This window comes from Stenotrophomonas sp. GQ19 (genome assembly GCF_059758695.1).
The window spans coordinates 50730-65248 of record NZ_JCAXES010000005.1; the positions used below are offsets into that span (position 1 = coordinate 50730).

Genomic DNA, 14519 nt, shown 5'->3' on the forward strand with positions numbered 1-14519 from the left:
CGAACCTTCTGCTTCGCCACGCCGCCGCTGTGCCGTTTCCCGCTGCAAGGCGCGCTGTCATGAGCCGCGCACCGGTGCGCGGGGTGGTAACCCGCTCCACCTTGGGCTGGTTGCAACGGCTGGGCTGGCAGTACCTGGCGCCGAACCGGCGTTGTTCCCTGCGCGGCGATGACGGCAGCATGCTGCTGGACGGTCGTTTGCGGCAGTACCTGCAGCAGCTGCGCTTTGAGGCGCACGGTGAGAAGTGGCCGCTGGATGCGGACGGCATTGCGCAGGTGCTGGCCGCCGTAACCCAAGGGCCGCTGCGGCGCGGCTCACAGGCAGGCAATGACGCCCTGCTGGTCGCGCTGCGCAACGGGGTATGCGTAGCGCAGCGGCTGCCAGATGGCCGCACTGTGCGGGCCACGGTGCCGCTGGTGGATTGGGCCGAGCCGCTTAACAACGAATGGGACATCGCCAGCGCGCGTGACGAGGGCCAGCCGCTGCTGGATGCGGCGCCACGGATTGATGTGCTGATGGGCTACGTCAACGGCCTGCCCTTGCTGCGGCTGCTGTGCGTAGAGCGCGATGGGCAGGCACGCTGGGGCAGGGATGCGGCGGCCGTTGCCTTGCACTACCGGCAGGTGCGCACCCGCGGCAATGCGTGCAGCCCGCCGTTGCTGCTGGCGCTGGACCGGCGCGGTGGGCGCTATGCGTGCAGCGGCGCACCGGCGGGCGGCTGGGTGCGGTGGCGCGAGCACGGCTGGAACGCGGACGCCGTGCAGCAGCTGCGCGATACCGTGCCCATGCCGCGAACCGGCGCTGCCGAGGCCAATGGCCGCTGGCTGCGCGCGGTGCACGCGCCTTTGCTGGCCGGCGTGGCGGCGCCGGCGCGGGTGTTGGCGCTGCTGCGGGGTTTCATGCACACCGGTGCGGACGGCCAGCCACGTATTGCGCGGGCGGCGCAGTTCTTCGCGGTGCAAGCCGGGCTGGCGCAGTTGCGGCGCATCGACACGCACGGCTGCCGGGGGCGAGGGCATCTGCGGCTGGCAGCAGGCGCCGGCATGGCGCTTACGTGGCACTGGTTGGTGCAGCAGGTGCAGCGCGACCCGTGGTTGCGCCACTGCCGGGTGTTGCGGGTGCAACAGCACCCTGCCGCTGCACCTCAGCCGGGCAGGCGGGGCGAACTGCCGGTGTCGCCCGGGCGGCGGCTGGCGGCCTTCATGGCCGACGGGCGCGGCTGCACCCTGCAGACCACGCCGGGCACGCTGCAGGCCTGGCTGCGCCGCCGCGACGCCGGGCATGACAGTGACGACCTGATTCTGCTGGTGGACGCCCACCTGCAGGCCGGCCAGCCGGCGTGGGTGGAACGCGCGCGTGAGCGGCTGCCGCGCGCCGGGTGGCTTTGGCTGGGCAACGGCCCGCTGCCGGAAGCGGTGCCGAGCGTAGTGAGCGAGCCGCTGCTGTTTGCATGCAGCAATGCCGACGCCATCGCCGATGGCCTGCTGGCGCCGGTGTACCACCATGCGCTGCAGCCCACCCCACCGCGGCGGCAGAAAGCCAAGCGCGGGGCCACGCTTCTGGTTGAGCCCGCCGCGCCGCCCAGCGGCCGCTGGGCGTCCACCATCGCCCAGCACCTGCGCGATACCTTGCAGCATACCGAACGCAACCTGCGCGCGGTGCTGCTGGTGCACGATGCCGAAACCATGCGCCGCTACCAGCGTGCCTTTGCCAGGGACGGCGCGGTGCACAGCGCGATGGTCGGCCCCGGATGCGGGCGGGCCAACGCGGCGCAGCAGCAGGCACAACTGCTGATTGCCAGCGACCCGCACGCCCTGCCCTACCTGGATGCACGGCTGGCGCTGGTGTACCTGGACACGGCTGTGGACAGCGCGGGGTTGGCGCGGGTGTTGGCCCTGCTCAACCGCCCGCACACGCACAAGCACTGCGCGTGGCTGGTGCATCTGCCGGGTGTGCCAGCGCCTTGGCAACACGGCGAGGCAGATGCCTGGGCCCCGCTGCCGTTGCAACAGGTGCAGGTCGGGCTATCGCGCCAGCACCGCCGCCTGCGGGCGTTGCTGCCACCCACCGGTAGCGCGGATTTCCATGCCTGCCGCGCGCACGTGGGGCCGCGATGGGGCGTGGATGCGCACGGCCAGGAGCGCGACCTGCACCGCCTGCGTCGGCGTTGCCTGCACCAGCGCGTGACCGGCTTCGGCCAGCAGCTGCAGGCCGCAATGCTGGCGCTGCCCGGCGAGGGGAGCGGGGCCGAGCTGGATACACCGCAGCAGCGTTACCGGTATGACCTGCATTTCTGTTCGCTGCTGCGCGATGCGGTGGCTGCCGAGGCGTGCGAGGCGCATTTGAGTGGGGACGAAGATGTGCGCATTCGCCATTGGGCGCGCGAGCGGGCACCGGAGGTGCGTGATGCGGGGTGGGACTACCTTGGCGCAGTGGACACGCTGCCGGCCAACCCACGCCATGAGGCGGATGCGTTGCACAGCCTGCTGCGCCATCAACTGGAAACCAGCACGATCGGGGCCGCCGCACGGCAGCAACTGCAACGGCAGCTGCGGGGCTTGTTGGCCACGCCGCGTACGCCTGCCGAGCGGTTGCATTGCCTGCAGGCGCTGCAGGCATTGCAGGTGCTGCGCGGCCGGGCGCTGGATTTTCCCGCAGCCGGCAGTGCGACACGGGTGCAACTGGCCTGCCGTGGGGTACTGGTACGCACCTTGGGTGCGCCGAAAAACACCGCGCAGCGGCAGCTGCATCATGCGGTGGCCGAACAGCTGCACAGCGCCATCGGCGCAGCACATGCGGCACAGCCCCGCGCGCCGCACCTGGCGCTGGCCGACCTGCAACGCCGGCTGGCCCCGGCACTGGCAGCGGTGCTGTCGCCCGCGCATTGCGAGGCGGTGCTGGCGCAGCTGCCAACGCTGCTGGCCGACACCGGACCTGCCCCCACGTAGAGCGGGGCTCTACGCGGCATGCCCACCCACCTCGTAGAGCGGGGCTCTGCCCCGCTGGCCTTACGGCATGACCGGCGGCACGTACGTCAGCGTCATGCCCAGCAGCCACAACAACCCCAATACCAACGGGATATGCACCAGAAGCTGGATGAAGGTGAAGCCGACGATGTCACGCGCCTTCAACCCCAGCACGCCCAACAGTGGCAGCATCCAGAACGGGTTGATCAGGTTGGGCAACGCTTCGGCGGCGTTGTACACCTGCACCGCCCAGCCCAGGTGGGCCTTGAGTTCGTTGGCAGCCTGCATCACATACGGCGCTTCGATGATCCACTTGCCGCCGCCAGAGGGCACGAAGAAGCCCAGCACCGCCGAGTACACGCCCATGACCAGGGCGAAGGTGTCGGCGGTGGCGATGTGCACGAACAGGCTGGACAACCGGTGCGCCAGGGTTTCGTCGCCGCTGCCCACCGCGTGGGTGAGGATCATGGCGATGCCGCCGTACAACGGGAACTGGATCAGCACGCCGGTGGTGCTGGGCACGGCCTTGGCCACGGCGTTGAGGAAGCTGCGCGGGCGCCAGTGCAGCAGCAGGCCCAGCGAAATGAACAGGAAGTTGTAGGTGTTGAGGTTGGCGATGGCGCTCACCAGCGGCTTGTTGGCAAATTCGCCAAACAGCCAGCCAAACGCCAGCAATGAAAGCAGCACGGTGAGCAGCGGGCTGTATTCCAGCCACTCGCCCGGGCGGGTGCGCGGCTGCAGCGGTTGCGGCTCGGCCTGCGCGGCGCCGTCGAAGTCCCGTGCGGTGCGGGCGGTGGCCGGGCCGGGGGCGGTGAGCCAGGCGATCAGCAGCGACACCAGGATCAACGCGGCGGTCAACGCGATGGACTGCCACAGGAAGATGGTTTCGGTGAAGGGCAGCACCCCGGTGATCTCCACCAGCCCCGGCGGCATGCTGGCCGGGTTGGCCTGCAGCTGGGCGGCCGAGGAACTAAGACCCATCGCCCACACCGCGCCCAGGCCCAGGTAGGCCGAGGCGCCGGCGGCGCGGTAGTCCATTTTCAGGTCCTCGCGTCGCGCCAGCGCGCGCACCAGCAAGCCGCCAAACACCAGCGAGAAGCCCCAGCTGAGCAGCGAGGCCAGCATGCTCACCAGGCCCACGTAGACCACCGCGCCACGGCCGGTGCGCGGCACCCGCGCCAGCTGGTCGATGAAGCGCGCCACGATGGGCGCGGTAGCCAGGGCGTAGCCGCCGATGACCACGAAGGCCATCTGCATGGTGAAGGGGATGAGGCTCCAGAAGCCTTCGCCAAAGGCGCTGGCGGTGGCCTGCGGGGTGGCGCCAAAGCCGATGGCGGCGGCCGCCACGATGACCACGCCGAGCACGGCGAACACGTAGGCGTCGGGGAACCATTTTTCCGCCCACGCGGCCGAGCGCAGTGCTGCGCGCGCCATCCAACCGTCTTGTGCTGCTGTCGACGTGGCCATCGCCCTACCCTCCCAGGTGATTCAGATGGGGAGCAGTGTGTGGGTTGGGTGGCGGGCTGTCAGTCGCCTATTGGTCGTAGGGGCGAGGTGCGGGGTGACGGCCGCGGGGCGGTTCCTCGGGATGGTCGGGAGCCGGCCAGCGGCCGGCACTACCGGGGCATGGCACCGCGACCGGTCGGTAGGCCCCGAGCGTTGGTCGGGGCGCTTTAATGGAACGCCAAGGCCGCGGCAATGCCGGCGAACAGGGTGGCGCCCACCCAGTTGTTGTGCAGGAACGCCTTGAAGCAGGCATCGCGCTCGCGCTTGCGGCACAGCAGGAACTGGTAGGCGATCAACAGCGCGGCCACGCCCACCGACATCCAGTACGCCGCGCCCAGGCCGGCGCGCAGGCCCACCAGGCTCATGGTGCCCAGGAACAGGGTGAACAGGATGCCCTGGATGACCAGGTCCAGGTCGCCGAACAGGATGGCCGTGGAATGGGAGCCCATCTTGAGGTCGTCATCGCGGTCCACCATGGCGTACCAGGTGTCGTAGGCGGTGGACCACAGGATGTTGGCGCCATACAGCAGCCAGCCCACCACCGGCACCTCGCCCTGCACGGCGGCGAACGCCATCGGGATGCCCCAGCCGAAGGCCATGCCCAGGTACACCTGCGGCAGGTGGGTGTAGCGCTTGAGGTAGGGGTAGCTGGCGGCCAGGAAGATGCCGATGAAGCTCAAGCCAATGGTCAACCGGTTCAGGGTGAGCACCAGCGCGAAGGCCACCAGCATCAGCCCGGCGAACAGCAGCAGCGCCTCGCGCCCGGACACCCGCCCGCTGGCCAGCGGGCGGTCCTTGGTGCGCTTGACGTGCGGGTCCAGCCAGCGGTCGGCGTAGTCGTTGATGACGCAGCCGGCCGAACGCGTCAGCCAGACCCCGGCACTGAACACGAACAGGGTCCACAGCGGCGGCAGGCCACCGGCGGCCAGCCACAATGCCCACCAGGTGGGCCACAGCAGCAGCAGGGTGCCGATCGGGCGATCGGCGCGCATCAGTTTCCAGTACTGGCCCCAACGCGACGGTGCGGGACCGTCGGGGGCTTCAAAACGTTCGTAAGCCATGCGCAAAGGATACCGCCAAGCCCCGCCGCGAGCGTTGCCGTGCCGGGCAATTGAACGGGGGGCAGACCTGCGCCGCGTTTACCGCTAGAATGCTCCTCCCGCGCCATCACGGCGTACGGCGGCCCGCACCGGCGCCCGGGACTGCAGGACACAACGCGCTCGTAGCTCAGCCGGATAGAGTAGTGGCTTCCGAAGCCATTGGTCGGGGGTTCGAATCCCTCCGGGCGCACCATCCTTGCCTTGTGGCCCATCGCCACATCCCCCTGAACGTCCAGAACCCTGCCCTGCGTCGCAGCCATTGCGATACCTGCAGCCCAGCGTGGACGGCCCACGTTTCTGGGACACTTCGGCCATGAAACGATCCCATGCGTGGCAACACCACGGCACCGTGTCGCTCTGGCGTTATCGGGAGAACCTGCGCAACTACCCGGGCTGGCATATCGGCGCCGATGCCGTCGGCTGCGCGTCGATGCTGGCGTTGTTGGATGCGCTGGCGTTGGACGCTACGGGCGCGACACGGACGCTGCAGCTCTCTCCACCCAGCCCAGCGCAGCTCGCCGTGCCCAACAACCGCGATGCGCGGTGGGACGCCCCGGCAACGTTACGGCTGACGGTGGATGAGGATGTGGCGTTCTGGCAGTGGGATGTGGACGGCGCGCGCGCCACGCTGCGGCTGGGAGGGGCCGCGATGGGAAGTCTTCGACAGGGCGTGGTGGATATTGCCGCGGGTCGAGGCGATTACAGCGTGGGCCAGGGCGCGCAGGCGCTGTGGTTCTGGTGGGGTTGAGCCGGCGGTAATAATGTGCCGTGCGTGCGTTTTGGAGTTTGGGTGAGGTTGCTTGCAGCCACCCATGGGGTGGCTCTACCTCCGCGTTCTTTGCCGACCACAGCAGCAAGGATGATCTTCCGAGGACGATCCGATGATGCGAATGCAACTGCCCGTGGCCCTGCTGGGCCTTCTTCTGCCGATGATGGCCAGCGGTGCATCGCCACCGGGGCGCTACCAGCCCGCGACGATCCAGGATCGTGATGGTTTGCCCTGTTTTGGGGTGCCTGACACGCGGGAAACACGCACCACCGCGCCGATCATTGCAAGAGTGTCGGTAAGAGCCAGTGGCGCGGGAGGCGTACCCGTGTGGGAGCACATCTTCCTGCGGTCGGGAACTTCCGAACCTGCGCTGCCGCCCAGCCAGTGCCTTGTTTATGGTCACGGGGACGCGTCCGCCCCTGCATTACGGGTGGGGACGCGCTATGAGGTGGTTATGTCGGGGTATACGCCGGGCACACCAGGCAAGCAGGGGGAGGCACAGAAGCGCGTGTTCGGCAGCTGCTTCGCTGTGGTGGATGTCGCCGGGAAGGGCGGGATGACGTCCGTGATAGCAGACTGCGCGACCGCGCGCGCTTCTGGGACGGCCCCCGTACCCCAGGGTGGCAGGTAGCGAATGGGGAAACCACGGTAGGGGCGTGCCGTGGGTGCGTTTTGGAGTTTGGGGGAGGTTGCGTGCAGCCACCCTTGGGGTGGCTCTACCGGGAGCGCGCGTAGAGGGAACGAGGGTCGGGTACCGGACAGACTGCCGGGGCCAGGGCGAGGTCTTCCCACCTGCCTGGCAGTGGCGAACCGCGTGTGCGGTCCACGACGTCCATGTCGTTGTTCTGTCCGGTGTCCCGGTTGAAACGGTCAGGCGGTGAGCAGGTCCTTGAAGCGGGCCAGCGAGGCCATGTGGAAATGCACCAGCGCCAGCCAGCCCTGGCGGTGCCAGGCCAGCACGGTGGCGTCGGGGAGTGCGGCGAAGCGTTCGGCGTCGATCAGCTGGAAGCCGAGCAGGCTGGACTGGCGGCCGTCGGGATGCACGACGTCGGCCTGGCGTTCCACCAGCACGCCGGCGGTGACCAGCGCGGCGCTGAAGGCGGCCGTGGCGGTGGCGTCGCGGGTGAACGCCTCGCAGAACGCCAGGGCCTGGCGGGTGAGCGCGCTGGGCTGGCCGTCGGCGTCGAACAGGGGCTGGCCATCGTCGCCACTGGTGCGCAGCATCGGGGCGTCGGCGTCGATGGCCAACACGTGGCCGTCGGGCTCGGTGGTGCGGGCGAACACGAACGGATAGCGGCGCACATACGCGGGAACGTAGGTGCCGGTTTGCCAGTGGTCGGCCACCACGAAGCGGTTGTGTTCGGCCTGCAGGCCGAGCACGGCCACCGGGGCGGCGTCGGCGCCGACGAACACCAGCGGGTAATCGCGGGCGGCCGCGGCGAATTCGCCGATGACCAGCGGAACGGCGTGGCTGGCGGCGGCGAACGCGGCGTCGCCGGGCAGCAGGCGCCAGTGCGCGTGGTCGTGCGAAGAGAGCACCACCGGGGTGCGGTACAGCGGCGGGGAGGCCGGTGCGGCGGCGTCGGCTTCGATGGCATCGGGCGCGGTCTGGTCGGGCGCGTCAGGCAGCGTGTGCAGGGTGTCGTCAGTGGTCATGGGGTATCCAGCAGGGAAACGGCCGGCGCGGGTGCACCGGCCAACAGGTCAGAAGCCAGCGTTCACTTCCAGCTGGAAGACGTCGATGGACTGCGGCGCGCCGGTGACTTCCTTGGCCGCCATCCAGCGGCCGGTCAGCCACACGTTCTTGTCGAACATGTAGGAGCTGCCCAGGTAGTAACCCTTGGCATTGGTGCCGCCCAGGTGGAAGTTGGAATCGTTGTAGGCGTCGGGCAGCGCATCGGCTTCCAAGCGCTTGTAGCCCAGCCACACGTTCCAGTCGCCGGCCTCCTTGAGCGCCAGCTGGCCAAAGGTGGCCTGCGCCATGTAGGCCATGTCACCGCTCTGGATGTCCTGCGGGCCGGCCACGCCGTTGGCGGCGGCGCCCAGGTTGGTGACGATGCCGCCCTGCGCGCGCGACCACATGCGGTTGCGGTCGAAGGCGAGGTTCTTGATGCCATGGCCTTCCACGCGCAGCGCGTAACCGGCGAAGGTGGGGGTTTCCCAGGCCAGGTTGAGGTCCAGCAGTTCGAACTCGGAGGCCAGGCCCACGTACTGCGGCATCGGGGTGTTGGCCGGGTCGAGCGGATCGAGCGCGATGTTCCGCAGCAGCATCAGCGTGTTGCCCTTCTGCATGAACGCCGGGCGCGACCAGTCGCTGCTGCAGTGGTCGGCACCGGCGTACAGCGCGCAGGGCTGGGAGTATTCGCCGGCGATGTTGCGGAAGTCGAAGTAGCCCACCGCGGCGCGCAGCTTCTGCTGGTCGCCGAACTGCCAGTCGGCGCCGACCTGCACACCGTTGAGCCACTTGTTCTCGCTCTTCATCTTGGTCTGGCTGGTGTTGGGGAAACCGTCGGACGAGTACTCCAGCGGGGTCAGACCCAGCGTGGCGAACAGCGACAGCCCCTCGCCGCCCAGCGGGTAGGCGTACTTGAAGGCCAGGCCGTCGAAGTTGAGGTCGTTGGAGAACAGCGTGTCGGTGGACCAGTACGGGTTGCCGAAGCGGCCGCCGATGATGTCCAGGCCCTGCACCGGTGTGTAGGACAGCCAGGCCTGGTCGAGCCAGGCATCCTTCTTGGCCAGGCCGCCGCCCAGGGTCTGGGTGGACGACACCGGGCCGTTGTCGTTGCCGGTGGCCAGGCGCACGCCGGCACGGGTGTGCTCGCCCAGCTCGGCCACCACGCCCAGGCGCGCGCGGATGCGCCAGGAATTGTTGCGGTCTTCGCGCGTGTTGCGCAGCGGCGGCAGGCCCAGGTTGGTGTTGCCGTTGACGTCGTAACCGTTGCCGGCGTTGATCCGCGCCCAATCCACTTCGATGTCGCTGTTGCGGTCCGAATACAGGCGGCTTTCATTGCGCACGCGCACGTCGCCCTGCACGCGCAGGCGCTGGGTCCAGTCGGGCACCTGGTCCGGAGCGGCCCAGCCTTCGGCCTTGGCCTGGGCCATCACGCTGGTCTTGAGCTCCTCGCGGATCTCATCGCGCACGGTCTGCGGGATGTACGGCACGCGCACGTCGCCGGGTTGCGCGGCGATGGCGCCGGCCGCCGCTGCCGGGCGCGCCACGGCCGCTTCGCGCTGGGCTTCCAGCAGCAGCGCCTGGCCCGCCTCGGGCTTGAGCGCGCCGCTGTCGATCAGGCCACGGATCAGCTTGATCATCGTGCTTTCGCCGCTGCCGTCCTGGGCATGGGCGGCACCGCTGGCCAGCACCAGCACGACACCGGCGGCGAGGGCGGAACGGCGCAGGCCCAGCAGCGCGGCGGAATAGGTTGAACGGGTCATCAGCTTGCTCGCAGAAAAAGGAAAGTCGGGAAGAAGGAGGCGGCCGCGCCTAGCCGGCCGGGCGCCGGCCCTGCACCAGCACGCGCGCCGGGAAATCCAGCGACGCCGGCGGGCGCTCGTCGATGCGGCCCACCGCGCGGATGGCCTGCAGCACGCGTTCGTCGGCCTCGGGATTGCCGCTGCCACGCAGCAGTTCCACCCGCGTGACCGCGCCGGTCGGGTCCAGCCAGATGTTGACGGTGAGCTGGAACGACAGCCGGCGAACCTGCTCGTCGCGTGCGACGGCCTGCTGCAGCACGTAGCCCAGGTAGCGCCCGTACGTGCCGTTGCCGGCGCCACCGCTACCGGTGCCACTGCGGCCACCGCCGCTGCCGGACTGGATGCCGAAACTGTCGGTGCCGGCCTGCGCGGTGGCGTCCATGGTCACCGGGTCGGCGGTGTCCGGGGTGGGCGCTTCCTCGGTGGGCTTGGGCACCTCGTCCAGCGGCTCCGGTTCGGGCATGACCTCTTCGGGCTTGGGTTCGGGCTCGGGCTCGGGTTCCGGCGGTGGCGGCGGCGGCGGTGGGGGCAGCATCACCATCGGCACCTCCACCTGCGGGCGGCGGGTACTGGCGGTGTCCTTGAACAGCAGCAGCCATGCCAGCAGCGCGAGCAGCGCGATGCCGGCCAGCAGCGCGGCCAGCGGCCACCAGCGCTGCCAGCCGGCCGCGCCCTGCGCACGGGGATTGAGTGCAGTCACGCCATCACCCCTGTGGTTTGCCGGTCACCAGGCCAACCTGGTTGAGGTCGATCCGGCGCAGCAGGTCGAGAACCTCCACCACGCGTGCGTACTGCACCTGGGCGTCGCCGCGCACGATCACCGGGAAGTCGGGGGTGAGTGCCTTTTCGGTGCGCAGGCGGTCTTCCAGCTCGGCCAGGCTCACCGGGTAGGCGTCGAGGAAGATCTGCCCGGCGTTGTCGACGGTGATCGCCTTGGTCTTCGGCTTTTCCAACGCCATGCTGGAGCTGGCCTTGGGCAGGTTGACCTGGATTCCCGGAATGGAGGCGTTGCTGGTGAGGATGAAGATCACCAGCACCACCAGCAGCACGTCGACGAACGGGGTGACGTTGATGCCCTTTTCGCGCTTCTTGATGCCGAACCGTTTTGCCCTGGCCATGGTCGTGCGCCTCAGGCCTGGACCGGACGCACGACGGCGGCCGGTGCGCTGCGGTCGAACTCTTCGGCCAGGCGCGCGGTGAACTCGTCGACGAACACCGACATGTCCGCGGCAATGGCTTCGGCACGCGAGGCCAGCCAGTTGTAGCCAAACAACGCCGGGATCGCCACGCCCAGGCCGGCTGCGGTACACAGCAGCGCGGCGGCCATGCCGGGGGCAACGGAGTTGATGTCCACCGCACCGGCCATCGCGGCCACCACGAACACCAGCATGATGCCGATCACCGTGCCGAACAGGCCGATGTACGGCGCGCCTTCGATGGTGGTGGACAGCCAGTTCATGCGCTTGGACATGCGCTCGGTTTCACGGGTGACTTCGGCGTCCATCGAGGCGCGGATGGAAGTGATGGCCGCGGCGGTGAGGCCGTGGTGGTGCGAGCCGCGCCCGTCCATTTCCTCCATCGCGATGCGGTACAGCCGCCACAGCGTGGAGCTCTCGCGGATCTGCGGGGCCAGCGTGCCGGTGCGTTCCAGTTCCTGCAGCGAGGCCACCGGTGCGCCGGTGACCTTGCGGTACTGCACGGTGAAGGCCTCGTTGGCCTTGGCGACGATGCCGAAGTAGCGGCTCTTGGTGATCATGATGGCCCACGACAGCAGCAGCATCAGGCCGAGCATGGCCACCACCACCCAGGCGTCGACCGGCATCGCCTTGAGGATGAAACCGAAGTGGCTGACGCCGGCGGACTGTTCGTCTTCGCCGAAGGCAACCAGGCGCGATTCGGCGCCCTGCGCACTGGCGTCGGCCAGCAGCTGGGTGGCCGGGCGGGCCACCTTGGACACGCGCACTTCGTCGATGTCGCCCAGGAACGGCTGGGCCATGGCCACCGCTGCGGTAGCACCCGCCGCCGGGGCCACGTCGGCGCCCAGCAGCGCCTCACCGGCCAGCGCCGGCAGGCTGGCCTCGATGCGGGTGGCCTCGCGGCCGCCCACGTACAGCACCACCGCGCCATCGCTGGCAGTTACCGCCAGATGCGCCCACTGCCCCGCCGCCAGCGCCGGCACCGGTTGGCTGCGCTGCTGGTTGACGCGTACGTAGGGCACGCCGTTGTCGAGGCCGATGATCAGTACGTTGTCGCCTTCGCGGCGGGTGTAGACGGCCTGGTCCGGGCCGAGCTGGGCCGGCTTGATCCAGGCCGAGACGGTCATCGCGCCGTTGGCGGCGATGGCCAGCGACGGCGAACCGGGCAGGTGCAGCGGCTGGCCGGCCAACTGCGCACCGCGCCCGATGATGGCGCCGTCGGCGGCCTTGAACGGGCCGCTGGGGTGGTTGACGTAGGCGGTGGTGTCGCGCGGCTCGTTGCCTTCGGCGAAGTGGTACACGGCGCTGTAGTCCGGGTCGAACACGCGCTGGCCGTTGCCGGCCGCCGGTGCACCGGCGTTGCCGTAGTACATCCACAGGGTCTGCGGTGCGGTGCCGCTGATGGCCGGCACGTCCACCCAGATCAGGGCCATGCCCAGGCTGGCGTCGTACTGCTCCACCTGGTGGTTGAGCACGGTGCGGCCGTCGGCACCGATGAAGCGGATGTCGCTGCCGCCGTCGGCCACGCCGTCGAAGGCGAAGTTGCCGGTGTGCAGGCGCACCAGCACGGGGGTGCGGCCGAGGTTGCCGCCGAGCGCGGCGCCGTTGGGGCCGGCGTCCACGGTGATGGGCTTGCGGTACTTCCAGTCGGCCTGCCACCACGGGGTATCGGCACGGGCGGTGCCGAGCGTGCACATGCTCAGGCAGAACAACAACAGGGCAAGAAGGCGTTGCATGGGAAATATCTCCGGGGAAGTCGGGGGTCGGGCTCAGTAACTGGCGCCGACGCTCAGGTGCAGTCGGTTCGCGCCCTTGGTGGTGGTGGGGCCATCGCTGAGCGTGTGGCCGTAATCCAGGCGCAGGTTGAAGTGGTCGCTGATGCGCAGGCTGCTGCCGAGGCCGGCGGCGGACATCCAGCTACTGTCGGCCTGCTCGGGCAGCGGCCGGCGCAGGCCCAGCCAGGCGCCATCGACGAAGGCGTACAGGCGCCAGTCCTGCAGGCCCCACAGCGCGAACGGGCGGGTGCGCCATTCCAGCGTGGCCAGCGCGCCGTAGTCGCCGATGCCTTCGGCCGAGCGGTAGCCGCGCGTGGTGTACATGCCACCGGCGGCGAACTGCTCGCCGGAGACCAGCGGCTGGTCGGTCATCTGCGCGGAGATGCGCGCGAACCACTGCGCGCCGCTGTCCAGGGTGTAGGTGTCGCTGAGGTCCAGCTTGAGCGCGAAGAAGCTGGAATCGGCGTAGGCGCGCTTCCAGTCGAACTCGTCGTCGCTGCTGCCGTAGCCCAGCAGGCTTCGCGCGCCGAACACGGCCTGCAGCGCCACGCTGAGCTGGTGCTTGTCGCCCTGGCGGAAGCCGCTGTAGCCCAGCGTCAGCGGTGCGTACTTGAGCGGTGCGAAATCGGACGCCTGGCCCACCATGGCCACCGATTCGTCCAGGTCCTTGAAGTCGATGCCGGCCGAAAGCTGGTGCCACCACGCGCCGGTCATCGGCAGGCTGTGGTTGAGCTTGATGCCCAGCGCATGGCCCTTGCCGGTGACGTTGGTCTGGCCGCTGGAGACCACGTTGCTGTCGGAGCGGTAGCCGGAGAATTCCAGCATCCAGTCCGGGCTGCCCAGCGGCAGGCCGTAGGACGCCGACAGCACGTTGGCCTGGTCCAGGTCCTGCGGGGCGGCGAAGAAGGTCAGCGAGGCGGTGTGGTCTTTCTGCCACAGGTTGTCGTGGCCGATGCTGACGATGCTGCGCAGCGGCTCGGTATCCACGCTGTGGTCGTTGTTGACGGTGGCGCTGAAGCGCCAGGGCGTCTTGTCGTCGACCTTCAGCTCCACGTCCATGGTGCCGTCGGCGGTGCCCTGCTTGACCAGCGGCACCACCTGGCGCTTTCCGCCGCGGTTGAGTTCGGTGAGTTCGCGCTGCGCACCGTCGAAATCGGGCACCTGGCCCGGCTGCAGCGCCGGCACGCGCTCGCGCAGGCGCGCGGCATCGTTGTAGCGCGCGCCCACCACGTTGACCTGGCCCACGCGGGTTTCGGTCACCTGCAGGATCACCACGCCACCGCTGACCTGCTGTTCGGGCAGGTCGACGTAGACCGACTGGTAGCCCTTGCGCTGGTACGCCGCCTGCAGCGCCAGCCGCGCGGCGTCCACGTCCTGCAGGGTGCGGTCGGGGCCCAGGTGCGGGGTGACCGCGCGTTCGATGTCGCGTGCATCCAACACGCTGTTGCCGCGCACCAGGTACTCGTTGATGGTGACGCGCGCAGCGGCCGGCGTTTCGTTGGCAGCGGGCGTGGCCGGGGTGCCGGCCGCCGGCGCCTGCTGGGCGGCGGCCAGCGGCATCACGCACAGCAGGCACAGCGGCAGCGGCGACCAGGCCATCGCCTTGGGGGTTGAAGACATCAGGAGCTTCTCACTGCGGAAAAGGGAAGGAACACGCGCTGCGGTGGCCGCGATGGTGCGCAACGCGGGTAACACCGGCGTTGCACGCACAAGGCAGTTGCGGCGCGTTGGCC

At 69.4% G+C, this 14519-nt stretch carries 10 protein-coding genes and 1 tRNA gene; 3 read left to right on the forward strand and 8 right to left on the reverse strand.

The genetic code is table 11. From position 1 onward, the window contains the following. The first annotated feature begins 59 nt into the window (after positions 1 to 59). Positions 60 to 2948 carry a type I restriction endonuclease gene (locus AC6CHL_RS11395; protein WP_498294406.1) on the forward strand — a complete coding sequence of 963 codons (2889 nt, stop codon included), beginning with the start codon at positions 60 to 62 and terminating at the stop codon, positions 2946 to 2948. Between the two features lie 60 nt (positions 2949 to 3008). On the opposite strand, the gene AC6CHL_RS11400 is transcribed toward AC6CHL_RS11395, so the two are convergent. After that, positions 3009 to 4433 (reverse strand): short-chain fatty acid transporter, encoded by a 1425-nt coding sequence (locus AC6CHL_RS11400; RefSeq protein WP_181406170.1) that lies wholly within the window; start codon positions 4431 to 4433, stop codon positions 3009 to 3011. Between the two features lie 206 nt (positions 4434 to 4639). Next, positions 4640 to 5533, reverse strand: a complete 894-nt coding sequence (gene ubiA / locus AC6CHL_RS11405; RefSeq protein WP_313424924.1) for a 4-hydroxybenzoate octaprenyltransferase — start codon at positions 5531 to 5533, stop codon at positions 4640 to 4642. A gap of 155 nt (positions 5534 to 5688) precedes the next feature. Between ubiA and AC6CHL_RS11410 the strand changes: the two genes are divergently transcribed. Both AC6CHL_RS11410 and AC6CHL_RS11415 read left to right on the forward strand, forming a co-directional pair. Further along, positions 5689 to 5765: transfer RNA gene (locus AC6CHL_RS11410), tRNA-Arg, on the forward strand. A gap of 120 nt (positions 5766 to 5885) precedes the next feature. Beyond that, a complete protein-coding gene (locus tag AC6CHL_RS11415; RefSeq protein ID WP_498294407.1) occupies positions 5886 to 6320 on the forward strand; it encodes a hypothetical protein in 435 nt (144 codons plus the stop codon). An 891-nt stretch (positions 6321 to 7211) separates the two neighbouring features. On the opposite strand, the gene AC6CHL_RS11420 is transcribed toward AC6CHL_RS11415, so the two are convergent. The 6 genes from AC6CHL_RS11420 to AC6CHL_RS11445 are packed head-to-tail and all read right to left on the reverse strand — an operon-like array spanning position 7212 to position 14406. Further along, positions 7212 to 7997, reverse strand: coding sequence for a SapC family protein (locus AC6CHL_RS11420; RefSeq protein WP_498294408.1), 786 nt, complete (start codon positions 7995 to 7997; stop codon positions 7212 to 7214). A gap of 48 nt (positions 7998 to 8045) precedes the next feature. Beyond that, on the reverse strand, positions 8046 to 9776 hold the full coding sequence (locus AC6CHL_RS11425; protein WP_498294409.1) for a putative porin: 1731 nt from the start codon (positions 9774 to 9776) through the stop codon (positions 8046 to 8048). A 49-nt stretch (positions 9777 to 9825) separates the two neighbouring features. Continuing rightward, positions 9826 to 10515, reverse strand: coding sequence for an energy transducer TonB family protein (locus AC6CHL_RS11430; RefSeq protein ID WP_241658989.1), 690 nt, complete (start codon positions 10513 to 10515; stop codon positions 9826 to 9828). Between the two features lie 4 nt (positions 10516 to 10519). Further along, complete coding sequence (locus tag AC6CHL_RS11435; RefSeq protein ID WP_038685716.1) at positions 10520 to 10933, reverse strand: ExbD/TolR family protein; 414 nt, start codon at positions 10931 to 10933, stop codon at positions 10520 to 10522. A gap of 11 nt (positions 10934 to 10944) precedes the next feature. Continuing rightward, positions 10945 to 12747 carry a DUF2341 domain-containing protein gene (locus AC6CHL_RS11440; protein ID WP_498294411.1) on the reverse strand — a complete coding sequence of 601 codons (1803 nt, stop codon included), beginning with the start codon at positions 12745 to 12747 and terminating at the stop codon, positions 10945 to 10947. 33 nt (positions 12748 to 12780) lie between these two features. Next, positions 12781 to 14406, reverse strand: coding sequence for a ShlB/FhaC/HecB family hemolysin secretion/activation protein (locus tag AC6CHL_RS11445; RefSeq protein ID WP_498294413.1), 1626 nt, complete (start codon positions 14404 to 14406; stop codon positions 12781 to 12783). Positions 14407 to 14519 lie beyond the last annotated feature (113 nt).

Coding starts and splice junctions, on each gene's coding strand:
- AC6CHL_RS11395 (WP_498294406.1), top strand. CDS start 60: ATGAGCCGCGCACCGGTGCGCGGGGTGGTAACCCGCTCCACCTTGGGC.
- AC6CHL_RS11400 (WP_181406170.1), bottom strand. CDS start 4,433: ATGGCCACGTCGACAGCAGCACAAGACGGTTGGATGGCGCGCGCAGCA.
- ubiA (WP_313424924.1), bottom strand. CDS start 5,533: ATGGCTTACGAACGTTTTGAAGCCCCCGACGGTCCCGCACCGTCGCGT.
- AC6CHL_RS11415 (WP_498294407.1), top strand. CDS start 5,886: ATGAAACGATCCCATGCGTGGCAACACCACGGCACCGTGTCGCTCTGG.
- AC6CHL_RS11420 (WP_498294408.1), bottom strand. CDS start 7,997: ATGACCACTGACGACACCCTGCACACGCTGCCTGACGCGCCCGACCAG.
- AC6CHL_RS11425 (WP_498294409.1), bottom strand. CDS start 9,776: ATGACCCGTTCAACCTATTCCGCCGCGCTGCTGGGCCTGCGCCGTTCC.
- AC6CHL_RS11435 (WP_038685716.1), bottom strand. CDS start 10,933: ATGGCCAGGGCAAAACGGTTCGGCATCAAGAAGCGCGAAAAGGGCATC.
- AC6CHL_RS11440 (WP_498294411.1), bottom strand. CDS start 12,747: ATGCAACGCCTTCTTGCCCTGTTGTTGTTCTGCCTGAGCATGTGCACG.
- AC6CHL_RS11445 (WP_498294413.1), bottom strand. CDS start 14,406: ATGTCTTCAACCCCCAAGGCGATGGCCTGGTCGCCGCTGCCGCTGTGC.